Origin of the sequence: Acetobacter pomorum, from assembly GCF_002738225.1 — a bacterium.
Classification (GTDB): domain Bacteria; phylum Pseudomonadota; class Alphaproteobacteria; order Acetobacterales; family Acetobacteraceae; genus Acetobacter; species Acetobacter pomorum.
This window is the reverse complement of sequence record NZ_PEBQ01000003.1, coordinates 78,302-102,357: the sequence shown is the minus strand read 5'-3', so window position 1 is coordinate 102,357 and position 24,056 is coordinate 78,302. Positions and strand designations below refer to the sequence as shown.

General features: G+C 51.0%; 24 protein-coding genes and 1 tRNA gene. 16 read left to right on the top strand and 9 right to left on the bottom strand.

What is annotated here, in order from left to right; all coding sequences use genetic code 11:
• Positions 1 to 123: 123 nt before the first annotated feature.
• From acs to CSR02_RS00810, 4 genes are read right to left on the bottom strand one after another with little or no spacing between them, the layout of a single operon-like run.
• On the bottom strand, positions 124 to 2,109 hold the full coding sequence (gene acs / locus CSR02_RS00825) for an acetate--CoA ligase (RefSeq protein WP_099540144.1): 1,986 nt from the start codon (positions 2,107 to 2,109) through the stop codon (positions 124 to 126).
• Positions 2,110 to 2,164: 55 nt separating this feature from the next.
• On the bottom strand, positions 2,165 to 3,094 hold the full coding sequence (prpB, locus tag CSR02_RS00820) for a methylisocitrate lyase (protein WP_099540142.1): 930 nt from the start codon (positions 3,092 to 3,094) through the stop codon (positions 2,165 to 2,167).
• Positions 3,091 to 4,257: a bifunctional 2-methylcitrate synthase/citrate synthase gene (gene prpC / locus CSR02_RS00815; protein WP_099540140.1), complete on the bottom strand. Its 1,167-nt coding sequence runs from the start codon at positions 4,255 to 4,257 to the stop codon at positions 3,091 to 3,093. The genes prpB and prpC overlap by 4 nt, the downstream gene beginning before the upstream one ends.
• A gap of 32 nt (positions 4,258 to 4,289) precedes the next feature.
• Positions 4,290 to 5,852 carry an MmgE/PrpD family protein gene (locus tag CSR02_RS00810; protein WP_042787057.1) on the bottom strand — a complete coding sequence of 521 codons (1,563 nt, stop codon included), beginning with the start codon at positions 5,850 to 5,852 and terminating at the stop codon, positions 4,290 to 4,292.
• Between the two features lie 130 nt (positions 5,853 to 5,982).
• On the opposite strand from CSR02_RS00810, the gene CSR02_RS00805 reads away from it, so the two are divergent.
• Positions 5,983 to 7,398, top strand: coding sequence for a helix-turn-helix domain-containing protein (locus tag CSR02_RS00805; protein ID WP_099540138.1), 1,416 nt, complete (start codon positions 5,983 to 5,985; stop codon positions 7,396 to 7,398).
• A gap of 70 nt (positions 7,399 to 7,468) precedes the next feature.
• A complete protein-coding gene (locus CSR02_RS00800; RefSeq protein ID WP_099540136.1) occupies positions 7,469 to 7,678 on the top strand; it encodes a hypothetical protein in 210 nt (69 codons plus the stop codon).
• A gap of 9 nt (positions 7,679 to 7,687) precedes the next feature.
• Here the strand turns inward: CSR02_RS00800 and CSR02_RS00795 are convergent, their stop codons facing one another.
• Complete coding sequence (locus CSR02_RS00795; protein ID WP_099540134.1) at positions 7,688 to 8,377, bottom strand: YfdX family protein; 690 nt, start codon at positions 8,375 to 8,377, stop codon at positions 7,688 to 7,690.
• 147 nt (positions 8,378 to 8,524) lie between these two features.
• On the opposite strand from CSR02_RS00795, the gene CSR02_RS00790 reads away from it, so the two are divergent.
• Positions 8,525 to 8,872, top strand: coding sequence for a DUF3147 family protein (locus CSR02_RS00790; protein WP_099540132.1), 348 nt, complete (start codon positions 8,525 to 8,527; stop codon positions 8,870 to 8,872).
• A gap of 195 nt (positions 8,873 to 9,067) precedes the next feature.
• On the opposite strand, the gene CSR02_RS00785 is transcribed toward CSR02_RS00790, so the two are convergent.
• Positions 9,068 to 11,284 carry a hypothetical protein gene (locus CSR02_RS00785; protein WP_099540130.1) on the bottom strand — a complete coding sequence of 739 codons (2,217 nt, stop codon included), beginning with the start codon at positions 11,282 to 11,284 and terminating at the stop codon, positions 9,068 to 9,070.
• Between the two features lie 407 nt (positions 11,285 to 11,691).
• Positions 11,692 to 12,474, bottom strand: a complete 783-nt coding sequence (locus tag CSR02_RS00780; RefSeq protein ID WP_099540128.1) for a DNA/RNA non-specific endonuclease — start codon at positions 12,472 to 12,474, stop codon at positions 11,692 to 11,694.
• A gap of 126 nt (positions 12,475 to 12,600) precedes the next feature.
• Here CSR02_RS00780 and CSR02_RS00775 point away from each other — a divergent pair, with 126 nt between their 5' ends.
• Both CSR02_RS00775 and CSR02_RS00770 read left to right on the top strand, forming a co-directional pair.
• Positions 12,601 to 12,993, top strand: coding sequence for a hypothetical protein (locus tag CSR02_RS00775; RefSeq protein WP_042787184.1), 393 nt, complete (start codon positions 12,601 to 12,603; stop codon positions 12,991 to 12,993).
• 282 nt (positions 12,994 to 13,275) lie between these two features.
• The gene (locus CSR02_RS00770) at positions 13,276 to 14,376 is read left to right on the top strand and encodes an acyltransferase family protein (protein WP_099540125.1); all 1,101 of its coding nucleotides are present in this window, start codon (positions 13,276 to 13,278) and stop codon (positions 14,374 to 14,376) included.
• A 64-nt stretch (positions 14,377 to 14,440) separates the two neighbouring features.
• Here the strand turns inward: CSR02_RS00770 and CSR02_RS00765 are convergent, their stop codons facing one another.
• Positions 14,441 to 14,653 carry a hypothetical protein gene (locus tag CSR02_RS00765; RefSeq protein ID WP_099540123.1) on the bottom strand — a complete coding sequence of 71 codons (213 nt, stop codon included), beginning with the start codon at positions 14,651 to 14,653 and terminating at the stop codon, positions 14,441 to 14,443.
• A 346-nt stretch (positions 14,654 to 14,999) separates the two neighbouring features.
• Between CSR02_RS00765 and CSR02_RS00760 the strand changes: the two genes are divergently transcribed.
• From CSR02_RS00760 to CSR02_RS00720, 9 genes are all read left to right on the top strand, one after another.
• Positions 15,000 to 15,725, top strand: coding sequence for a hypothetical protein (locus tag CSR02_RS00760; protein ID WP_099540121.1), 726 nt, complete (start codon positions 15,000 to 15,002; stop codon positions 15,723 to 15,725).
• A gap of 5 nt (positions 15,726 to 15,730) precedes the next feature.
• A complete protein-coding gene (locus CSR02_RS00755; RefSeq protein ID WP_099540119.1) occupies positions 15,731 to 16,876 on the top strand; it encodes a tail fiber domain-containing protein in 1,146 nt (381 codons plus the stop codon).
• Positions 16,876 to 17,286, top strand: a complete 411-nt coding sequence (locus CSR02_RS00750) for a hypothetical protein (RefSeq protein WP_099540117.1) — start codon at positions 16,876 to 16,878, stop codon at positions 17,284 to 17,286. Before CSR02_RS00755 ends, CSR02_RS00750 begins: the two co-directional genes overlap by 1 nt.
• Complete coding sequence (locus CSR02_RS00745; protein WP_244176705.1) at positions 17,279 to 18,667, top strand: CotH kinase family protein; 1,389 nt, start codon at positions 17,279 to 17,281, stop codon at positions 18,665 to 18,667. The genes CSR02_RS00750 and CSR02_RS00745 overlap by 8 nt, the downstream gene beginning before the upstream one ends.
• 48 nt (positions 18,668 to 18,715) lie before the next feature.
• Positions 18,716 to 19,222 carry a hypothetical protein gene (locus tag CSR02_RS00740; RefSeq protein ID WP_099540116.1) on the top strand — a complete coding sequence of 169 codons (507 nt, stop codon included), beginning with the start codon at positions 18,716 to 18,718 and terminating at the stop codon, positions 19,220 to 19,222.
• On the top strand, positions 19,219 to 19,692 hold the full coding sequence (locus CSR02_RS00735; RefSeq protein WP_099540113.1) for a hypothetical protein: 474 nt from the start codon (positions 19,219 to 19,221) through the stop codon (positions 19,690 to 19,692). Before CSR02_RS00740 ends, CSR02_RS00735 begins: the two co-directional genes overlap by 4 nt.
• Positions 19,693 to 19,757: 65 nt before the next feature.
• On the top strand, positions 19,758 to 20,105 hold the full coding sequence (locus CSR02_RS00730) for a hypothetical protein (protein ID WP_099540184.1): 348 nt from the start codon (positions 19,758 to 19,760) through the stop codon (positions 20,103 to 20,105).
• Between the two features lie 52 nt (positions 20,106 to 20,157).
• Entirely contained in the window at positions 20,158 to 20,538 is a 381-nt protein-coding gene (locus tag CSR02_RS00725; RefSeq protein ID WP_099540112.1) for a hypothetical protein, read from the top strand.
• Between the two features lies 1 nt (position 20,539).
• A complete protein-coding gene (locus CSR02_RS00720) occupies positions 20,540 to 20,740 on the top strand; it encodes a hypothetical protein (protein ID WP_042787070.1) in 201 nt (66 codons plus the stop codon).
• Positions 20,741 to 20,834: 94 nt separating this feature from the next.
• Here the strand turns inward: CSR02_RS00720 and CSR02_RS00715 are convergent.
• Positions 20,835 to 20,909 (bottom strand) — tRNA-Val (locus CSR02_RS00715).
• Between the two features lie 68 nt (positions 20,910 to 20,977).
• Here CSR02_RS00715 and CSR02_RS00710 point away from each other — a divergent pair.
• The gene (locus CSR02_RS00710) at positions 20,978 to 21,889 is read left to right on the top strand and encodes an N-formylglutamate amidohydrolase (protein ID WP_099540109.1); all 912 of its coding nucleotides are present in this window, start codon (positions 20,978 to 20,980) and stop codon (positions 21,887 to 21,889) included.
• Positions 21,890 to 22,010: 121 nt separating this feature from the next.
• Complete coding sequence (gene htpG / locus CSR02_RS00705) at positions 22,011 to 23,888, top strand: molecular chaperone HtpG (RefSeq protein WP_042787072.1); 1,878 nt, start codon at positions 22,011 to 22,013, stop codon at positions 23,886 to 23,888.
• Positions 23,889 to 24,056: the final 168 nt, after the last annotated feature.

The following is a 24,056-nucleotide window of genomic DNA, read 5'->3' as shown; positions in this document are numbered from 1 at the left end:
CCATTTTTGCGTGATACGTCCCACCACCCTTTGGCTTGGCGCACCACAGCAACAGGGCCGAGGAAGCCCCGGCCCTGAAGGTTCTTGCCGCGCGAAGCAAGCTTGTAAAATCTCGTTTTAAGATCAGGCTCTTGCCTGCACACGAGATGAAGGTTCATCAAAGGACATGTGGCTCCATACCCTATCACACAGCATCTGCACGATGGTTGGATCATTCAGTGATGAAAGATCTCCCAGATTCTCCACTTCCCCGCTGGCAATTTTGCGAAGCAGGCGGCGTACAATCTTGCCCGATCGGGTGCGTGGCAGATCTGGCACCAGATAAACAGCCTCTGGCGTGGCATAACGCCCCAGCATACCGGAAACAAGGCGGCTTATGCCCTTTTCTGTTAGCTCTGTGGCCACGTTCTGGCGTTGGATAACAAATACTGCCAGCGCCTGCCCTTTTACCGGGTGCGGTATGCCCACTGCAGCAGATTCCACAATACGATGATCTGCTGCCAGCGCATCTTCCACCTCTGCGGTGCCCAAACGATGCCCCGCAATGTTGATAACATCATCCATGCGGCCCGTAATCCAGTAGTAACCATCTGCATCTCGCCGTGCGCCATCTCCGGTGAAATAATGCCCTGGCACCATACTGAAATAGGTTTGGCAGAAGCGTGCATGGTCTTTCCAGATCGTGCGCGCCTGTCCCGGCCATGAGCGTGCAATGCACAAGCTGCCTTCTGCCGGCCCCTGTACTGGCCGGCCCTGTGTATCGGCTATCACCATTTCCAGCCCCGGCAGAGGTGTGCTGGCAGAACCGGGTTTAAGCGCCTGCACCCCCGGCAACGGCCCCAGCACAATACCGGCTGTTTCTGTCTGCCACCATGTATCCACCACGGGGCAACGCTTTTTGCCCACAACATCATGGTACCACAACCATGCATCCGGGCTTATGGGTTCACCCGCAACACCCAGCAGGCGGAGAGAATCCAGCTTACGGGCGTTTACCACATCATCCCCGTCCGCCATCATGGCACGTACGGCTGTGGGGGCGGTAAACAGCATGGTCACCTTGTGTTCATCCACCAGATCCAGCCACCGACCCGGATACGGGTATGAGGGCAGACTGTCTGAGATCATGGTGGTGCCACCATTGGCCAACGGGCCGTACACAACAGATGTATGCCCGGTTATCCATGCCACATCTGCCGTGCACCACATGACGTCACCAGGTTGATGATGGTACACCATACCCATGGTGTACGCCGCCCACACCATGTAGCCACCAGTGGAATGCACAACAGCCTTGGGCTTGCCTGTGCTGCCGGATGTATAAAGCATGAACAAGGGTGCTTCCGCCCGCATGACAACGGGCACGAAATCTGCCTCAAACGAATCTACAAAATCATGAAAATCGTAATCTCTCCCGGGTAGCATCGGAACAGGTGCATCCGATGTGCGCACAACCAGAACGGCGCGCACACCACTATCTGCACCCGCCTTGCACAGGGCCTCATCCATAATGGCCTTAAAAGGCACTATCTTGTTGCCACGCGTGCTCTCGCTGGCCGTAATAACCGCAACAGCCCCACTATCTACAATACGCTCTGCAATGCCTTCTGCCGAAAAACCACCAAACAGCACCACATGCACAGCCCCAATACGCGCACAGGCCAGCATGGCCACCACGGCTTCTGAAATCATGGGCAGGCAGATAGCCACACGGTGCCCTTCTTCCACCCCCAAATGCACAAGCGCGTTAGACAGGCGGCAAACCCGCTCATGCAGCATGGCGTATGTAAGTTTTTCAGCCTCGGCCTGGCCTTCGCGGTGACTGATCAAAGCCACCTGATCCGCCTTGTCCGTCAGATGCTTGTCAATGCAGCATACCGAGGCATTAAGCAGGCCATCTTCAAACCAGCTAATAGACACATCGCCTGAAAAGCTGCCTTTAAAACCATGCCTGGGTTTGCGGTGCCAATGCACGCGCTTGGCCTGTTGCAACCAGAACCCATCCGGGTCTCGTTGCGCCTGGCGTTGCATGGCGGCCAGTTCTTCTGGCGGCATCAGCGCAGGATAGTCTGCATACTGGGTGGGTGAGATGATAACGTTTTCCGACATTGTCCCGTCTCCCTTACTTTTTTGTTTTTTGTTGTTCGGGAAAGAAAGAGGCTGTTCAGGCTGCCTGATCGGCCTGACCGATATGCGGCAGAACCGTGGCCACAATGCCTGCGTCCAATGATTCATAATCGTAATACCGGAGTGTTTTGTACAATTCCTCTCGCGTTTGCATGCGGGTGAGCATTTCCTGCGTACCCCCTGTGCGTGCAATGGTTTTGTACAAATCCTCCTGCGCCTTGTTGGCCGCCCGCAGGGAACTGACCGGCCAGATGACCATCCGATACCCCATATCTTCAAACTGGGATGCCGTGAAATATGGGGAACGGCCAAACTCTGTCATGTTGGCAAGCAGGGGCACATCCGGCATCCGGCGCACAAACTCCCTGAACATATCTTCAGAAATCAGTGCTTCGGGGAAAATGGCATCTGCCCCGGCCTCATAATATAACCGGGCACGAGCAACGGCACCATCCAACCCTTCTGAACCGGCAGCATCTGTGCGGGCAATAATCACCATATCGCGCCGAGCCTTGGCTGCTGCAGCCACCTTTTGTGCCATCTCCTGCGGAGAAGCGAGCTTTTTGTTATTCAGGTGCCCGCATTTTTTCGGCAAAATCTGGTCTTCAATATGTACGGCGGCAGCACCTGCATCCTCAAAAGCCCTGACCATGTTCATGACATTCAGAACTTCGCCATACCCGGTATCTCCATCCACCAGCAATGGCAGACCAGAGGCCCGCGCAATCTGGCGAATAAAGAAACAAGCATCCTCAATAGTGATAATGCCCAGATCTGGCAGCCCCATACTGGCAGACATGGCCGCACCCGAAAGATAAAGAGCCTGAAAGCCGTTATCCTTGGCCTGCAACGCAGCCTGCCCGTTATGTGCACCGGGAATTTGCATAATGCCTTTTGTGTTCAGCAGAGCGCGAAAACGCTGCCCGGCTGGTGTTTGCGGCAGATCCCTGCCAACCAGATATGTCATGCTGCATGCTCCAGCCCATCACGTTCACGCAGGGGCACAAAAGGCCGTGCATCCGGCCCCACATAATTGGCAGATGGCCGAATGATTTTGCCATCCTGCCGCTGTTCCATAATATGCGCACACCACCCAGTTACGCGGGCAATAACAAAGATAGGTGTAAACATGGCCGTGGGAATACCCATGGCGTTGTAGGAAACCGCGCTGAACCAATCCAGATTTGGAAACATCTTTTTATGTTCATCCATAATCCGCTCAATCCGCTCAGCCACGTTATACAAACGCATGTTGCCATTACGGCGTGAAAGGTTACGTGCGGTTTCCTTGATAACTTCATTACGCGGATCGGCTATTGTATAAACAGGATGACCAAAACCGATGATAACTTCACGGTTTTCCAGACGTTTAACAATATCCTCTTCAGCCTCATCCGCTGTGCGGTAGCGCTGCTGAATGTCCAGCGCCACCTCATTGGCACCACCATGCTTGGGGCCACGCAGTGCCCCTATGGCTGCTGTAACGGCAGAATACACATCCGAGCCCGTACCAGCTACCACCCTAGCCGTGAATGTAGAGGCATTGAACTCATGCTCGGCATACAGAATAAGAGATGTATGCATGGCCTGCACCCAATCTTCTGCTGGAGTTTTTCCGTGCAGAAGATGCAAAAAGTGCCCGCCCACACTTTCATCATCCGTAGTGGTTTCTATCCGTCGCCCATGATTGGAGAAATGATACCAATACAGCAGCATAGACCCTAAGGATGCCACAAGCCTGTCTGCAATATCCCGCGCACCTGCGGGTGGGCAATCGCTCCGCTCCGGCAAGGCGCAGCCCATAACGGAAACAGCCGTGCGCAAAACATCCATGGGGTGCGTGGCAGCTGGCAGGCGCTCCAACGCCGCACGCACAATGGCAGGAATATCGCGCATGCTGGCCAGATGCTGGCGATAAGCTTCCAGCTCTGCACTGTTGGGCAGATAGCCGTGGATAAGCAGATGCGCGACTTCCTCAAACGTGCTGGCGCGTGCAAGATCTTTAATATCGTAACCCCGATAATGCAGATCATTCCCGCTGTGCCCCACAGTGCTGAGCGCCGTGTTGCCCGCAACTGTGCCTGACAGCGCAACAGATTTTTTTGGTTTTCTGTGCAGGTGCGTTGTCATTTTTCTATTCCTTCCTGTGTGTTCTCACCGGTTTAGGAAGCCAGAGCCTTGGTGGTGGAAGCCGTAACCGCTGTGAGCTTCCCCTGCCCAAAATTAAAGATACCTTCAGCAGAGTTCTGGCGAATATCACGCTCTGGAATGGCAATTTCCAAAAGATGCAGATCTCCAGCTTTCAGGTTAGCCAGATTCTGAACAACTTCCAGAAATCTTTCTGCTTCTTTCTGGGGGACAATCCCTTCTGAAAGGGTCAGAAACTTGCCAATATAATCCGCGCGCTGCCAGGGCGTTGCACCCAGAGTATGTGCGTTGGCAACTGCCAGCTCATCTTCAATAACCGAACCATCCTTCATGCGGATGATAATGCGCCCACCAAAGGCTTTTTTATCCGGATCTGTTTCATGATACCGTTTTGTCCACTCAGGTTTTTCAATTGTGTGGATCTTGCGCCATAGCCGCACGGTATCTGGCCTGCGTGCCCGCTCCGGCGCGTAGGAATGTACGTGGTGCCAGCTACCATCCTGCAAGGCCACAGCCACAATATACATGATGGAGTGATCCAACGTTTCCCGCGAGGCTTGAGGGTCAAACTTTTGCGGATCGTTCGAGCCCGTACCAATCACGTAATGTGTATGATGGCTGGTTTCGATCAGCACATCTTCCACATCATCCCAGTTTTTGATTTTTTCACCCATACGAAAGGCAAGATCAATAAGGGCCTGACTTTGATATTCCGCTGAATGTTCCTTGGTGAAGGAGGAAAGAATGGCGCGTTTGGGTTCACCCGCTTCTGGCAATGGCACGCGGTAATGCGCATCTTTGCCATCCAACATCCATGCAATCACACCATCTTCCCCTTCATAAATCGGGGTTGGGGATGTTTCACCCATCATGGCACGATCAACCGCCTCTACAGCCATCTTGCTGGCATGGGCAGGAGCATAAGCCTTCCATGATGAAATCTCACCCTTGCGGCTCTGGCGTGTTGCCGTCGTAACATGCAGGGCCTGCCCAATGGCCTGATAGATAACAGCAGGTGGCAAGCGCATAAGCGTGCCAATGCCCGCAGCAACCGATGGACCAAGATGGGCCACATGGTCTATCTTGTGTTTGTGCAAACAGATGGCACGGGCAAGATCTATCTGAATTTCATACCCCGTGGCAGCACCACGGATAAAATCTGCGCCACTCCGGCGGCACTGTTGTGCAACAGCCAGAATGCCGGGAATATTATCACCCGGATGAGAATATTCTGCCGCCAGAAATGTATCGTGAAAATCCAGCTCCCGCACGGCTGTGCCATTGGCCCATGCTGCCCATTCAGCATGCACGCGCACATTGGGGCCCATGCCAAATACCGTTGCCCCTCCTTCACGCTGATGCGCCAGTGCCTCGGCCCGTGCGCTCATCACGGAATGGCGGTTGACAGATGCCATCGCCACAGATGCGTTATCTATAAGCCGATTGATGATCATATCCGCAACTGCGGCCTCCACCGGCACCGGATCTGCCGCCACTTGCGCAATTTTCCACGCAAGCTGCTCAGACCGCGGCAGGCGGTCGCTTTCTGGATGAACACGCACATCATGATACTGCATTGTTTTACCTCATGATCGGAATTTGATCGTGAGGTGAATGTTGCAGAGTGTTGTTTTGAACGGCAGAGGGATAAGAGTAAAAAGAGGCGAAGGGAATGTTCCCGTTTGCAAAGGTTGCGAAGTTTGTACCATGCCCCAGACCAGAACCAAGCTTTTTGCTGGCCCGCGCTTGCGACAACTGCGCCAACGCGAAAAGCTCACTCAGGCAACATTGGCAAAAACCCTTGAGATATCAGCTAGCTACCTGAACCAGCTAGAGCGTAACCACCGGCCTGTGCCGCACCACCTGTTGCAAAAACTTTGCGAATGCTTTGGCCTGACGCCTGCCTGGTTCAGCAATACCAGAGAAGCCCATACCGTACAGGCCATGCGCGAAACCATGGCAGACCCGGTATTTAAAAATGCACCCTTGCCATTAGCCAAAATGGCCGATGCTGTTTTAACCAATCCAGATCTGTGCGATGCGTTTCTCACGCTCTATCGGGCTTACAAGTTTGAGCAGGAGCGTGAGAACGATGCCTATTTGCCATCCGCTCCTCTGGAACCCTATGAAACAGTAGGAGACTGGGTGCAGCAACACCGCAACTATTTTCATGAACTTGATTGTGCTGCCGAAAAATTTTACGAAAATCTTGATTTGCAAAATGGACTTGCCGAGGCCCTGAAAGCTTATCTTTTCACCCAGCACGGCCTGCACACACAACAGGATCATGCATTGGAAGAAAGTGGGCTGGTGTGGCGCATAGACAGGCACCACCGCACCATTTTATTGCCCCCAGATCAACCGCCTGAAAGCACCCTGTTCTATCTGGCACAGATTATTGGCCAGCGTGACCATAGCCGCCTGATAAACACCATTTTACGGCGTGAAGGCCCAAAGGAGAAAAATGCGCTGGAACTGGGACGGGTTTATTTGGGCAATTACTTTGCCGGGGCACTATTGCTCCCCTATACGCGCTTCCTGCACGCGGCACAGACCATGCGCTATGATATTGAACGCCTGCGCCGCCACTTTGGCACCAGTTTTGAACAGATAAGCCACCGGTTAAGCACGCTGCAACGCCCCGGTATGGAGGGTATCCCTTTTTATTTTCTGAAACTGGATATTGCGGGAAATATTCTAAAAAGTTTTTCTGCCAACCGCTTTTCTCAGGCACGGTTTGGCGGCCCTTGCCCATTGTGGAACATCTTTCGGGCTTTTGCCACGCCGGGGCAGGTGCAGGTACAGCTTTCTCAAACCACGGATGATTCTATTTACCTGAATGTTGCCCGCACTGTTGGGCATGAAGGGGTAACTTATACAGACCGCCCGCGGCAGATTGCCATTGTGCTGGGCTGCACCATAAACGATGCCACAAAAACTGTTTATGCAGATGGCCTGAACCTGAATGACCACAGGTTGGTTGTGCCTATTGGCCCTGGGTGCCGTGCCTGTATGCGGGATACTTGCAGCCACAGATCCCTACCTGTTTCTGGCCGCATGCTGGATACAGGCAGCGATGCCAGAGGCGTTGTGCCATACCGCGCACTTCCTGAAAAATCCTGATAATTTATAAGGAAAAACATAGTCTGGTGGGGCAAGGGGAACTTAACAAACCTTTAAGGAATGACCGGGGATGCAAAAACATTCCTTAAAGGCACCGGGGATTGAACGGGATAAATCAAGACGAACCAAGAGTTACCGCGACGATGCCCCTTGCCCCACCAGCAGAAACGCCTTCATCGTCGCGGCAAAAATGATAATAAGAACCATTCTCAATAAAAGCAACACAAAAAAAACAGGGATGGAGAACTTTTTTGCTCTCCATCCCGGCTTTCCGGTTTAGTTTATTGTTTTAGTTGGATTTTGTGCTCGGCATTGCCGGTGAACCAGAAGCTGCTTTTTCCACCACATCATCAGAAACAAAGATAATGCCATCCAAAAGCTGGTTCAGGGCATCTACAGCCTGCTGTGGCTGGCGGCCTTCTGTAAATACTTTTGCGCGGTACAGGGCACCTTCACTCTGTTCCAACGGTGCAAGGGCGAGAATGAAATCAGCATCTTCCCCCACAACCTGAAGGCTCTGCTGTGCCTGCTGGGTTTGCCCGGCCTGGAACTGCTTGTTGGCATTTGCCAGTGCTGCCTGTTTTTCTGGCGCCAGGGTTTCGCTTACAATAAACTCACCACCAACCGGCACCCATGTTGTTGGGTTGGCAACTGGCGTATGCGTGGCAGAAACCGGATGCTGTGGTGCAGGCTGAAGCTGGCTTTCCGCTGCAAAAAACTTCTTGTTATCTGCGCTGGCAGCCTTAAAGCGCTTTTGCGCATCATAAAGCGGGGGAATGGCGGCATCGGTTTTACCCTGAGCGAGCAGATCACGCGCCTGAAACACGTCCATCATGGCTTTCTGGCCATCTACGGAAAGGCGATGCATGGCATGACCCGCCTTGAACTTCTCCCACGTGGTATGCACTGTACCCGCCTGCGCCACGGAAAAACTGGTGAGCAATGCAGCAGACGCTGCGAAAAGAGATTTCAAACGCATAAAACTAATCCAGACTGATTCAAATATTCAAAGATAACGGATGATATCCTGAATTTTAATTTAATGCGCCATGTAGAATGATACAATTCATCTAGATTAAAAAATATATTACAGTCAGGCATTGTTTATTTCTTGTCTGATAACTGCATGTTCTTTCTTCTTAAAACGCTTCTTTCCGCTCTGATTATTGCTCTGGTTTCCACTCTGGCGCGCCGCTACCCCGGTTTTGGTGCATTGGTGGCCGCCCTGCCCCTTGTTTCCGTATTTGGCATGATCTGGCTTTGGCTGGAAACGCATGATCCAGCACGGATGGAAGCCCATGTCAGCGCCACATTCTGGTATGTTCTGCCCTCATTGCCCATGTTTTTATTTATGCCGTGGCTTATGCGGTGCGGCATTCATTTCTGGGCCGCTCTGGCCAGCGGCTGTGGCCTGACCATTGTTTTGTACCTGCTCATGATCTGGGCTGGCCCATGGCTTGGCATCAGCCAATAAAAACCATTTGCCTAAGCACTGATGGGTTTTTCTCTGGCAATCTCCAGCCCCAGAAAGAATAAGGGTGGCGAGGAACATCTCCCCACCACCCACGCCCCATTTAAACTGGCAATGCTGTAGCTGTTGTCTGAAAGCTTGGCGCAGGCACTCGCCCATGCCTCCGTCCAGAAATAAAAAGACAAGTATAAATCTGGATCAATTACTCACACATGCCGTAGTACTGCGATAGAGATTACCGGATGCATCCAGGCAAGCATATGCGTTTCCTTTACCTTTTAGTCCGGTCACTTTCAGCGTATCAGTTTTCGTCCCCCCTTTAACAGCTATCCCTTTAGAGCCGAATTTGGCATCACGCCGAACACCAGTATCAGGGTCGCTGAAAGTTTTATCGGCAGAAAAACGTGTTTCTACAAGATGCTGTATATTCCCCACACTTGTTATTACGAGGTTGCCAGATGCATTCAAGAACAATGTAGCTTCTGATGTACCTTTGTGTGTTGATAGAGACAAGATTTTCTTAAAAGTTACCATTTCTGGCGCGACATTTATTGCAGAACCTATGTTTATACCGCCATGACCATCACCAATAATCCAACTGGAAGCTGAGTCATCCGCATTTTGGAATTGTATGCCGTTGGTGCCAGTTTTGGCAAACGACATATTGCCACCCTCTAAAAATAAACTGCTGCCATCTACAAGGTTAACATTATATTTATCTATAAAAACAGGAGCGTTTTGAAACGTAATTCCTCCATGCGCTGTATTCCATCCCAGCATACCGATATTGGTTGTCGCTCCAGCACCGAAGGATATTTGGTTTCTTCCAAGAAAATCAAAATTCCCTCTCACCTGTGCTCCATATATAGATGGATATTGTAATTTTGTTTTATCGTAATCTTGGTAAGCAAGAGAACCAAGCCCTATCTGTGCTGTGCTAATAACAGATTTTGTTGTTTTATAACCACCCATAACGGTTGTAGCACATGCAGAAGGTAATGATGTACCCATATCTGGCATAGATGTATAAGGTGAAGTCGGGGCATTTTCAGCCACCCAACGTGCAACATATGAAACCGTCTGGTTTACACTGTCATTGTCTGCCCCCATGTAATTCGCAGTAATCACCTTACATCCAGAACAATTACCATTATGGAATCCAGAAGCAGGATTATAGTATTGTGTAGGGCTATAATTTACTACGGCATATGCTGTAGGCAGTGCATCTGCTGCAACGAACCATGAGATCAGTGTTTTAACGTGCGATGCAAAGTCTTTATCATATCGCCACTGTGGCGTTACTTGGGTGCCATATCCGGGCGGTGTATCTTCTCCATATGGTGAGAGCAGAATAAGTGTTTTGATACCTTGACTATTTGCCCATTTAATTTGGGCAACCATACCAGCTATACTATCTGGCCCATTCATAACACTTAAACCGGCGGGCATATCTAAACCCACACCACCTGCCATTTTCATAATTTTAATACTATTAGCCCACCAAGGGTCAGATGCATCAAAATTATGCTTATTATTCCCACTTATCCAAGGCCATACCTGTTGAATAGAAGGTGCGTTGGTTTTGATATTTTGCATACCAGTCGCAAAATTAGATACGTCATGCTTAGTAAAAAACGTATCATCATCATTAGCAACCCTGCCCACATCTATGTCGCGTGCCATATTTAACATGGCAATAGTAGGTTTAAAACCAGTCTGCGCTAAAAGCCTTTTATCATCAATACTAGCTGAACCATCTGACACTTTCACATTCTGCCAATAACCAGATGCAATATCGGGTGTCATAAACTGACTGTATGACATTTCAACAATCCCGTTTACACCTGTTGTTTTCAGGATATTTTGGAATCCTGAAATACCAATAGGCCCGGATATATCAGATGTTGCACCGCCTGCACCGTAAACAGTAGCAGCGATAGCAGCAATATTGAAATAAGGGAGCACATTACCAGATGCCCGCAGATGTTCTGTATTACTGGCAATCCCCATCTGAGATGATGAATTGACTGCTCCATAAAATACATTAGGGCTGGCCTGACGGCATGCGTTAATTGCGTTTTTTAACGGAACGCCGTTTGCAAGCGCCGCACTGACATCTGTTCCATTATCTGATCCCCCTACCCGGGTATTGTTCAGCAGCGGGGATGTTATGTTTCTGTTGGCATCCAGTTTTGGATACCCATTTGGCTGGTTGGCATCAGTCCGCTGCACACTCCCTGCCGCCATTTGCGCAATCTGCTCTGCAGTTCTGGCACTTCCATCAGTATACACTCCTGGCGAGGATGTAGACTGATCCATGCCTCCTGGTGGCTGAAACCGATTATATCGGTCAGCATAAGCGGGAGATGCAAGCAGTCCTGCCCCTACAAAAATATAAACAAGCTGTTTTTTCATGATTTTAATTTCTTCAGTTGAGATGTCGACTATGTGGGCGCTGGCTGTCGGCGTATAAGTATGCCCAATATGCAGAGTGTTATTCTGATTTTATACTGAAATGTTTCTCCTTCAGTACTTCAAAGCGTGCATTGCTATTCCATACGCGTAGCAAACTTTATGAATGTACTAAGTATCATCGCAACAAATCTGAGCTTCAGTAAATGGGAAAATATGTTTAATAATCCCAAAACAACAAACGGCCAGACCAGTTTCTGATAAAAATCAATATTTTACACTCTTATACATTGACAAATACACAACCCAGAGTCGCCCACAGATTCTGCGGATGCTCCGGTGGGTAAGCCTGTGGATAATGTGTACAACTCAGTTGAAAGATGGGGCTTGTACTGCCCATATTTCGCTGTTTACCGCCGCATTTTACGCGGTGACGGCAGCCGCCAGAAGCTCTGCTTGATTTTATCTGCTACAGCCGGAAACGGATCCACACCCGTATTACGGATAAGAGTGGCCACTGTAACCTGATCACAGTGTGGCGCGTGCTGTACATTTTTACACACATACACACCGGCAGCCTGACGCTGCGCGGAATACACAGCCTTCCATGTGGAAGATGGCACGAATACATGGTGAGGCCCTATGGTTGAAATTGGATGACCATGAAAAGCCGGGCCAGTCACCACATACAGATCCCCTTCCCGCACCGCCAATTCTCGCACCGTATATTCAATACGTGCCCAAATACCCTGATTAAGGGCCAAAGTTTGCGGCACCATGTTGGAATAGGCAAATGTTTCAAACTGCGCCGCTGGGGTTGGCTGATCTGCACTTGGGGCCATGTGCCCCCTGCTATAACCAGATTTTTTGTAATCCTGATCTCCACTTCCGCCCGGCCAGCGAGAATCCTCATAAAAAGAACCGGCACGCATCAAACGCTCTGCAAGGCGCACAGTATCGGCCTGCAAATGCTCCGCAGCCCATAACGGCGTATGCGTGATAGATGAAACCAGAACAGCGTAACCAGTATTGCAAAGCAATTCTGTCTGTTTCAGCATGAATGGCCGAGTTATTACCGGTAATCTGTTATCTGGCCCAAAAGCCTGACATGCAGAGTTTTCCTGCGCCCACGCAGTAGCATGCACCATAAAGGCTACAACACCACAACAAACCTGCAATACACGTTGCCTCATTTAGCAGGTACCAACATAAAATCCTGTTTTAAATACACAATGCCGCCTTTGTTTGGTGCCATAAAACACCGTAAAACCTTTATAGAAAAGAAAATGCCGAAACAAAGGCACTGTTATGGAGCACGCATGGCGCAGCCACTCTCTTCCCAGCCCAATACAGCAGAAACCCTGCGTGAAAAACGCACACAAATGATTGTTGCAAAACTTCCCGCCAAAATGCGCCGCGCCATACAGTGGCTACGCAAACCCGAACAAAGATGGGTGCGTTTACCTTCCGGCCTCTTGTTAATTTTGGGGGGGCTGCTTTCTTTCCTGCCCGTTTTGGGCGTGTGGATGCTCCCTTTGGGTATTTTATTATTGGCAGAAGATCTTCCGCTCTGCCGTAACCTCAGCGGCAAAATGTTGGGTTGGATTGCCCGCCGCAAGCCTTCATGGCTCGGCATTGCGGAAAATGAAACCGAGGAAGAAGCTTTCCAGCGTATCACCATTTTTCTGAAGCAGGATTTATATCAGCCGTAATATTTTTACCCGTTGGGATCTTGACTGCTCAATGAAAGCGCCTTGTCCACAGATTCTGCGGATGCTCCGGTGGGTAAGCCTGTGGATAACGGGCACAACCTATGTGAGTCATGCTGATGCTTTACCCATGACCAGCCCATACTGCGAGGATTAGATTTTTATATTTTCCCTTATCGTCCCGTATCATGCATGGCTGTAGTTTGTCCGATAGTCTTGAAGAAATCTGGTCAACTGCAACCCTGCCCGATATGAACCCTACAAATATGAAAAAAGCAGGGTCAGATGGCACGAAAATATAACAAAAATATTGAAATACAGCTTATGCGTATTATCTCCATCGCCTTGGTTATCATGGCGCATCAGGCTTCTTTGCGCACCAATATTCATCCACATTTTGGAGAAAGTTTGGGAACCGTTTTACGCCCTTGGCTGGGTGTGGATATTTTCTTTGTGATATCTGGATATTTCATGGGATACATGGTTTTAGGAAAATCCAAGCCTAATATGGAATTATCAGAAAAGGTTTCCTTCTCCATAGATTTTTTTAGAAAAAGATTTCTCAGACTTTTTCCCGCAGCTTTTTTCTGGATAACTGTAACACTTGTTGCGGGCATGGTTTCATCCAACCGGGGATTATGGGGAGATCAAACCAGCCTGTTTTATAAATGGCTGACATCTGTTTTCTATATCAGAAACTTTGAAAATGCGGTTTCTCCCAGTCCGTTAGGCTGGTATTGGTCTTTATCCCTCGAAAATCAGTTTTATATTGTTCTGCCACTTCTGTTCTTCACCATTGGCAGAAAGTTTTTTATCCCCTGCATTTATGCTTTGGCCGGGCTGTTTCTTTTCTGGTTGCCTGGTGGCGTTGACTGGGGATGGTATCGGCCCACCGGGTTTATATGGGGGCTCATTGCATATCATGTTGTAAACACCCAGGGTATAGGTGATGTTATTCGTGCAAAGGCCCCAAAAATTCCTGCTCTGCTTTCTTTCTTTTTGCTGATTTTTGGGCTTGTTGCATCTACAGCCATCCCTGCTGCATTTCAGAACCAGATGATGCCTTTTGCCATCAGCATTGTCTCTCTTCTTGCCTGTGTTTGTGTTGTTTATGCGGCCTTAAAATGTGGCACTTTAACAGTGCCCAAACCACTGGTGTTTCTCAGCTACTGGGGTGGAGAAATAACGTATTCTTTTTATCTGTGTCACATTGTTATCTGGGATATCATGCAAGATATTCGTCAGTCTTATGGGTTGAGAATATCATCCGAACTTTTTGCAGTTTCCGGCATCAGCATGGCCATTCTTTTTGCAACATTCTCTTATTTTCTGATTGAGCTGCCATTTTACAGAAAAAAATCAGATCTGGAACCAACTCTAAAATAGTTACAAAAAAAACCGCCGAAAGGCGGTTTTTTCTTATCCAGTTATCTGAGCATATCTGCTTTTTTCAAACAGCCTCAGACAATTCATATGGAATATTGGCTTTTGTAAGCTCTGCCAGAAAATCTTCATTCACTACAGCATCTTTGTAGTTTTCATCTTCCACACATTCCCGCCAGGAAAGTTCAGCCGCTGAAGGCTTACCTGCTTTCCATGTCTGATGCAGAGCGGACGCTTTGGGGACAAACTGTTTCAGAACAGAAATCGTAACGGTGCTCATAAGACTGACTTTCCCTTAAATATTATTGCGCAAATGTATGTGGCCTTGAGGAGCCTGCGCTTCAAGGCATATTTGGCGACCAGATAGAAAATACGTCATCTGGATTTTGGCATCCGTGCCACAGGTGGGTGCACCCTCTGCTGCACCTGATTTTCGATATAAGAACATTTGTTCTCATTTTGTTCTTGACGTTCCTGCGTGGTCACTGTTATTCCTGCCTCATCATCTCGGAAATAAAGAATCTCATTCCAGATGAAAAAATCAGGGAGTTTCTGAATACCGTCATGTATTGACGCTCAGATTCCCATTTCAAAAATGGAGGCGTCCTTATGGACGAACATACATAATGTCGGGGACGACCACGTCCTCTGGCATTCCCATCTCGTCTTTACCGCAGGCCAGTTCTGTAACTGGTTCAGATACGCTTGTGGGTGTTGTCACATCAGATGGTACATCGCAGGCCGAACAGGTTCCGGTTTCTGTTCTGGCGACGGGTATTTCTGAAACCATCGGCCTTGATGATGCTGTGTCAGCCGCACAGGCAGCTGCGGCCTCTGCTGCGGCACAGGCTTCATTGGCATCGGATAATGTCACCAACGCTTTAAGTGCGGCACGCGGTAAGGCAAACGGCGTTGCGGCCTTGGATGCCAGCGGCAATCTGGCCCTGACAGATGGCAGCGCGTTGCAGTCTGCCCTTACGGTTGTGCCCGCTACGCAAACACAGACAGCCACTCTCAAGCCGCTTCTGCCGCTGGATGAAAGCACACAAATCCGCACGGATAATGGAGATGTGACGCTTTCTGAAATCGGCACAGCCCTACAGGACAGTGATTACCAGACTGTTCTCGGTGGTGCTGTCGTTGCACGGCCAACAGTTACCGGCACCATCCCGCAGGATTTCAGCGTGAACGGGAATGTCTATATCGCCCCGGCCTCATACATCAGCAATCCCTCGGCGCTTCCTGCTGGCCTGTCCGTAGATGCCAAAACCGGAATTGTGCAGACGGACGGCAGCATTTTCTTTCCCAATACCCTTAACAACATCGGCGTTCTGTGCGCCGTTTCGGAGTAATTATCATGGCATATGGCGCACCAACTAACCTTGACCTTTCTGCCTGTAACGTTACCGCAACCGGCGGCTCAACCATGCAGACACTTGCCGATCTGGGCAAGGCTGTAGCGGATAATGCAACGGCTGTTGCGGCTGCACAGGACGCGGCATCTGCCGCGCAGACAACTGCTGCTGCGGCTTCGGCCAGTGCTGGCACAGCGCAGACAAACGCAACAGCGGCGGCAGCCAGCGCGGCCACGGCCTTAACAACCGCACAGGATGCGCAAACTACAGCAGCAGCAGCCCAGACCACAGCAAACGCAGCAGTTCCGACATCTATGGCAGGCCAGCCAAATGGATATTCCGCGCTGGATAATTACGCAGGAATTCTTGTCCCTACATCTACGCAGGACAACAAAACGTCCGTAATTACATTTAACGAAGGCGTAACAGCGTCTGGGGCACAGTCTGTTCTTAATTTTTATGGTTCTGGTGCAAGCAATAAGCCAGCGCAGATCTGGAGCATTACAGACTCAGACAAAAATACAGCACTCACCCTGAACTATATCCAAAGGGTGCGTTCGTATGGGGACGGTTATACCGATCTAGGCATGGCCTCTATGGCTTGGAATAATATCTATTCCAAAACGGCTGTGCAGGTTACTTCTGACGCCACGCAGAAAACCATAATTGGCTCTTTGGGCGATGCCAATTATGCGGATGGGCAGAAATTGGCTTCTGCATTGTTTGGCTTGAACACAGCAATGTTCCAGCTTAACGCTTCCATCGCTACCAAAGGTGCGGCAAATGCGCGGCTGCATGCAGGCTTTATTGCGCAGCAGGTAGAAGCCGCAATCACCGCAGCAGGTCTGGACCCGGCCAAATATGCCCTGTGGACGAACAGCCCTGTTTACGAAACCACAGAGGTTGATACAGGGAAAAAAGACGCACAGGGCAATGCCATCATAGAAAATGTTACCAGCCTGAAAAAAGATGCCCGCGGCAATCAGGTTTATACGCAGATGTTGCGCTATGATCAGATTTTGTGCGTCTTGTTTGAAGCCTGCAAAGCCAAGATTGCAGCACAGGACAATGCTTTGGCTGCATTGACTACGCGTGTTGCCGCGCTTGAAGCAAAAAGCGCAGCCCCGGCAACGGGGAGTGCCAGCTAATGTCAACCCTGCTTGATTTTTCGGCGGGGGTTGCAACCGGGGCGGGTGGAAACACCCTCTCCGGCGGCCAGATTGTGGATGCCGTAACAAACGGCACACCCATGCTGACCAAGACAAACCCCGGCGCTGCCTGCGCTCTGCCTTTCGCCAATCGCGGGAATATTGGCTACCGCGTTCTGCTGAACCAGAATTGTTCCTTGTCTTTTACCGGGGGCAATCGCGGTGAATTACAGACCATGCGCGTTATTCTTCAGCAACCCCAGGGCGGAAATTGCGAAATTGCGTGGCCTGACAACGTAATCTGGGCTGATAGCGCCCCTTTTGTGGATAGCCGGAATGGGACCGTGTGCTGTGTGGAAATTATGTGGGATGGCTTATCCCGTTATTATGGGAGTTTGATCTTTGGCTAAGTCCTACGCAACGCCCACAACGGGTTTTATGGATAACGGCAGCCTTGTTCAGCTTGGCCCGGATAATATGTCCGAACAGTGGGATTACGTAACAATCCCCATGCCAACGCAGCCGTTGCGGCTATTGGTTGAGGGCGAGCTGCCTACCAATTCCACAACACCTGATATGTCCGTGACCTTTTTTGAAGGCACAACGCCGTTATTTTCGGCTTCTGGCACATGGCAAACGCAGGGACAATCTTCTGAAACTGCCAACAAAAAGAACTGGAAGTTCAAACTTGGCAATGCAGAAACAGGGAATAAGCTGGCTATAAAAGTCGGCGGCTGGTTCAGCATGACCAGCATTACCTGTAAGGGTTACGGCGCAGACCGCACCTTGATGCGTGACAGCATGACGACCGAACTCTGGCGCAATATTCATAAATACCCGTCCGGTTATCTGGCCCCGCTATCTGCTTATTCATATTTTGACAGTGCAGATTTTGGGGTGCATCAATCCGCGCTATTTTCTACCGCCGGTGTGCCTGTTGAAATTTGGAATAACGGCGAATTTCTTGGCCTTTATGTCATGCGTGCAGATAATGACCCGCCGTCTTATCTGATGGATGACAGCAACCTCCAGCACATTCTTATCCAGCCGCAACATGCTGGGAATATGTGGTCAGCTTCATTCAACAGCACGGTGTGGGATTTTCCGTCTCCGGACGTGAAAAAATATGACACTGGCGATGATATGTCGCAGTTGAACCCCACCGTGAACGATGCCGCCGCGCGTATCGTAAACTGGATGGTCTCCTGCTGTGAGGGGAAAACGGATTTCCGTTCTACCTATAACGCATATTTGGACCTCACGAGTGCACTGGATTACATTCTCATTACGGAATGGGCGCTGTCTTTTGATAGTCTGAACAACAACTTCATGTTGGGCAGTTGGACTGCAACCCCCACATCCGGCATCTGGTATTTCTGGCCCTATGATGAAGATGAGACATGGGGCGTAGCATGGTTCTTAAAAGCAAACGGCTCTATTGACCCAACATTTGGCTGGGTGACAGAAACAGGCGGTGGCGGGAACAATCAGCCTGCGGGCATTTTTGCAGTTATCCGTGAACAGATGCGCCCGGAATTGCGGGCACGCTGGGCACAGTTACGCGATGCCGGGGTGATTTCTGATAATGCTGTCTCGCAGTTCATCAATACATACGGGGCAATGATAAACCCTGACATGATGGTGCAGGATATCACCAACTGGCCCACAAGCGCCTATACGGGCAACCAGTATGGCATTATCGAAATCGCACATTCCACAGCATACATCGCAAACATTGCGCACCAGCGCATGGCATGGCTTGACCAGCAGTTTGGTTACAGCGGCGCATAACGGCATGGGCTGCCCATAACAGGGCAGCCTGTTTTCTCGGACAAATGAATGACAGAAGAACAGAGCGTGGGTGGTGCCTACGCGGCTGATGGCGTGCGCGCACGTCTGGATGATCATGAGGAACGCCTTGCCGCTGTTGAAAGGCGGCAGGACATTACGGATGGCAAGCTGGACAGCATCAGCAAGGATATCGCAGCTGTGCGGGCAGAAGGTAATGCTCGCCAGCAGGCCACCAATGCGGGAATGGACAGGATAGGCCTTCAGCTTTCCGATCTCACACGTCAGATTGCAGCCCATACGGGGGCGCAGGAAGAACGGAACAGACTGGCGGAAGACAGCCTGAGGCGTTGGAAAAAACTGGCCGTGATTATTGGTATTTTCTGCACACTTGGCGCTGCTGTGGGCTCCACCCTGCTTTCTGATCAGGAAGTGGCCAGCACCATCTGGGTAAAATGGCTGCACTGGCGTGAGCCGTGGGATGCACCTGCGCAACCTGCACCACAACAGCAGGAAACCCCCTATGCATTGCCCCCGCGTGACATGGAGGCCGTATGACCCGACCCAATCTTGCACAGATCAAACACACGATCATCTGCCCAGCATTGGAAGCCATCCATCTTGGCGGAGATGCTGCCGTAAACCTTGTGACAGGCACAGGGCTTGTGGAAAGCGGGTTCATCCATGACCGGCAAATCAACGGCCCAGCGTTGGGCTGGTTCCAGATGGAGCCCGCAACCCATGAGGACATCTGGCTGAACTTTCTGCGCTACCGACCCAATCTGGCTAACCGCATCCTTGCTGCCAGTGGATTGACCGGCCTGCCGGATGCAAAAAACCTCGTAAGCAACCGCATTTATTCAGCCTGCCTGTGTCGGGCGCAATATCTGCGTGTGCCTGCACCGTTGCCATCTCCCACAGATGCTGCGGCCCTCAGCGCCTATCACAAAGCCTATTACAACACGGCACTGGGGCAGGCCAATGCCAGCGCAAACACCACCCTGTTCCAGCAGGCTATTGATGCGTGAGGCGCGGTCTCCTGCCGCTCATGCGCCAGTTGGCATGGCGTTTACTTGGAAAGGACAGCCCAGCCATGGCTGACACGCCCGCAAAAGCAAATATTGCCCAGACAGCCAAAGCCATTGCGGCGGGGCTGTCGCTCCCCACTCTTGCGGCCGCATTGCCGCAGCCAGAAGCAACATGGGTGCTTTATGCCTGCGCTGCATTTGCTTCGGCAGGATTTGCGGCAACCCTGATCCCGCTTCCGGCCAATCAGTCTGGCAAGCTCTGGTTGGTGTACCGGATCATCAACTTCCTTGCTTTCAACTGGAAGTACGCAGCCAACGCAGCTGTCATGATGCGTGGCGCCATATCTACCAAAACTGAACCACCCAAGGCTGGACCCGGTTCCGTTGTGCAGATCCAGCAGGACAACAAGTGAGACCATTTTCCTGACGCCGGGAAAATGATCTGAAAACGAAAGACATCATAAAATGAAAAAAGCATTCCTCGCGCTGGGGCTGCTGCCCCTTCTGGCTGCCTGTGGCTCAACGCCGCAGGCCAAGATGAACCAGACTGTTTTCGATGTGGACAGTTCCTATCACGTTCTGGCGCAGCCGATTCCCGATGCCATTAAAGGCAACGTGCCCGGCATCACCCTGACAGACACGCAAAAGGACATTGCCAAGCGGGCAAGCCAGAGCGTGTTTAATGAAATCGCGTCTCTGGAAAACTCCATCAAGGATGGCAACAGCATCACCCAGACAGCGGTGAATGCGCTCCAGACCGATTTTCTTTCATTCGAAACCTGCTGGACAGGCCTGAAAACCGGCACAACGCCGGACGCCTGCGCAGCCATTGGCGGGAGCAAATAACATGAACGCAACAGAAATCAGCGCTATTCTGGGCATAGTGGGCACCGTGGCTGGTCTGGCCGAGAAATACGGACCGGAAGTGTATGACACGGTGAAATCGGCTCTGGAACAGTCCAAAAGTAAAACGGGACCAAGCGTGGCGGATATTGAAGCCATCTTTGCCAAATGCAAGGCCGACAATACGGCTATTCAGTCTGCATGACGCCGGATTTTGAGTGTGGAATGCTTGTTGGTGGCGTGGGCATGTTTTTTGCCACCATTATATTGGTCATCGGATGGAAAGTTCTGGTTAGGGATGGTGGGCGCAACAGGGATTGAACCTGTGACCCCTACCATGTCAAGATAGTGCTCTACCGCTGAGCTATGCGCCCATCCGTAACCGTGGGCCGCCTTTTATCCTTCTTGCACGGCAAACGCAACCCCTTAGAATAGCGGCAACATGAAAAATCTTGCCCACTCCCTGCTGCCGCGTCATTTGGCACGTTTGCTGGAAAACACTCCAGAACAACACCTGCCAGAACAGGCAGCCCGGGCAATTGCCCCTGCGCCGTTTAAAGTGCTGGGAACATTAGAGGCCCCTATTGTGCTGGCCTCCCCCCATTCGGGGCAATTTTATCCAGAAGCCTTTGTGCAAAATGCACGCCAGCCCCTGTCTGTTTTACGCAGTGGGGAAGACAGCCATATTCACCTCCTGGCAGAACAGGCGCATGCACTAGGGCCAGCCCTGCTGCATGCCACGTTCCCCCGTGTGTTTTGTGATGTCAACCGTGGCGCATGGGATTTGGATACACGTATGTTCCACGGCCCCATTCCCGCTTTTGTGCGCCCAACAGAACGCGGCCTTGCAGGGCTTGGCTCCATCCCCCGCATTGTGGGAAATAGAAAACCCATTTACCGGCATCGTCTGCCATTTATGGAAGCCGCCCTGCGCATTCGCCATTACTGGATGCCGTATCATGCCATGTTGGCGGATATGCTGGACAAGACGCGCGCCAAGCATGGAACCTGCCTGCTGCTGGACCTGCATTCCATGCCCGATACACCAGAAGCCACAAACCCGGACTTTGTACTGGGTGATGCACACGGCACCACATGCCATCCTGAAATTATCCGCACAGCTGAACAGACCTTGCAGGATCTGGGGTTTCGCACCACGCGCAACCAGCCTTATGCTGGGGGCTATATCACACGCCATTACGGCAGGCCGCAACATAACTTGCATGCCTTGCAAATTGAGATGCGCAGAAGCCTGTATATGCATGAAGAAACCCACATCTGCCATGCCGGGTTTGCGCCATTGGCCAGCGCATTGGCTGTGGTGACAGAAAAACTTCTAAAGCTTTTCCCCTAATCATTCAATTTATTGAAAAGAAGCATACGCATTCTCTGGCAGCGTGGATATTGAAAATGCCGCGCCCTCACCACATCTGATAAATCACATAAAAGCCAACAAGATATTACAGGACGCAAACATGACAGAAGCAGCCCAGAACACCACACCCAATGCCGAAACACGGGAGTTTAGTGCAGAAGTTGGGCGGATGCTGGATCTGGTTGTCCACTCTCTCTATTCTGAAAGAGAAATTTTCCTGCGTGAGCTGGTGGCCAACGCCGCAGATGCCACAGACCGCAGACGTTTTGAAGCCCTGACAGATGGCGCACGTGCCCTGCCAGATGATGCCAAAATCCATATCAACCCAGACAAAGATGCCCGCCTGCTAACCATTACCGATGATGGTTCGGGCATGACCAAGGAAGAGCTGATCAACAACCTTGGCACCATTGCCCGGTCTGGCACCCGTGCTTTTGGCCAGCAGCTTGAAAATGCCAAACCCGAAGATCGCCCCAGCCTGATTGGCCAGTTTGGTGTGGGCTTTTACGCAGCCTTTATGGTGGCGGATAAAGTGGATGTGGTTTCTCGCCGTGCCGGTTCGGATGAAGCATGGCGCTGGTCTTCCGATGGGCGCGGATCTTACACGCTGGAACCCGCCACGCGTGACAAGCCCGGCACGGATATTACCCTGCATATTAAATCTGATGCCGAAGAGTTTCTGGACCCTAGCCGCCTGCAAACCATTATCCGCAAATGGTCAGACAATATTGCATGGCCAGTTACCATCCTGCGCGAAGGCAAGGAAGAAACCGCCAATGAAGGCAAAGCCCTGTGGCTGAAACCCAAAAGTGAAGTTACAGAAGAACAGCTTGAAGAATTCTACCGCCATCTGACCCACAATTTTGATAAACCGTGGGACACGCTACACTGGCGCGCAGAGGGCACCATAGAATTTGCAGCCCTGCTGTTTATTCCTTCCATGCGGCCTTTTGAATTTGCGGAACAGACACGTGAAAGCAAGCTGCGCCTGCATGTGCGCCGCATGTTTATTACGGATGAAGCCGAAATTCTGCCGCCTTGGCTGCGTTTTGTGCAGGGTGTGGTTGATACAGAAGATCTGCCACTTAACGTCTCGCGTGAAATGTTGCAGGCCACGCCGGTTCTGGCCCGTATTCGCAAGGCCGTGACCAGCAAGGTGATGGGTGAACTGAAAACCCGTGCCAAGGATGCTGAAAGCTATGCCGAATTTTGGGAAAACTTTGGCCCGGTTCTGAAAGAAGGCATGTGGGATGATCCCACACACCGCACAGAAGTTGCAGCACTCAGCCGCTTCCGCTCCAGCGCTGTAGATGGTCTGACATCTCTGGATGACTACATCAGCCGTATGAAGCCGGAACAGGATGCCATCTACTACGTAACAGGTGACAGTGCGGAAGTGCTGGCGGCATCTCCGCAAATTGAGGGTTTCAAGGCCCGTGGTGTGGAAGTTCTGCTGCTGTCTGACCCGGTTGATTCCTTCTGGCCGGATCGACTGGGCACGTATGAGGGCAAAAGCCTGCGCAACGTGGCACAGGGCATAACCGATCTGGAAAAATTTGGCGCACCGGAAGAAACTGCCGCCGAAAAAGCAGATATGGACACCCTTATTCCGGCTTTGAAAGACGCATTGGGCGAGGATGTTTCAGACGTATGTGCAACGGATCGTCTGGTTTCCAGCGCCATGGTGCTGAGCGCGCCAGAAGGTGGGCCAGACCTGCAACTGCGCAAACTCATGCAGCGCAGCGGCCAGAACATGCCAGAAGCAGCCCCCATTCTGGAACTCAACCCGGCGCATCCCATCGTGCATACGCTGGCACAGAAGGTAAAGGCGGGAGAAAAAGTGGATGCACTGGCGCACATTCTGCTGGATGTTGCCAGTATCCAGAATGGTGACACACCCAAGGATGTAAATGCTTTTTCCCGCCGTCTGATGGAATATCTGGCGCAGGATACAAAGCCCGAAGCTCCAAAGGCCTAAACCACAGCTTCACAAAATATTTATCTGCTTCAGAAAGGCCCGGTTCTGCCGGGCCTTTCCTGTTTACAAAACACATTTTTCCAAAATCTATTTTACAGAACCAGCCCGATAAAACCCGGCAGAAAGCAGCACAAAGAACTTTTGCCACTCTGGCGCATTCTCATTCCC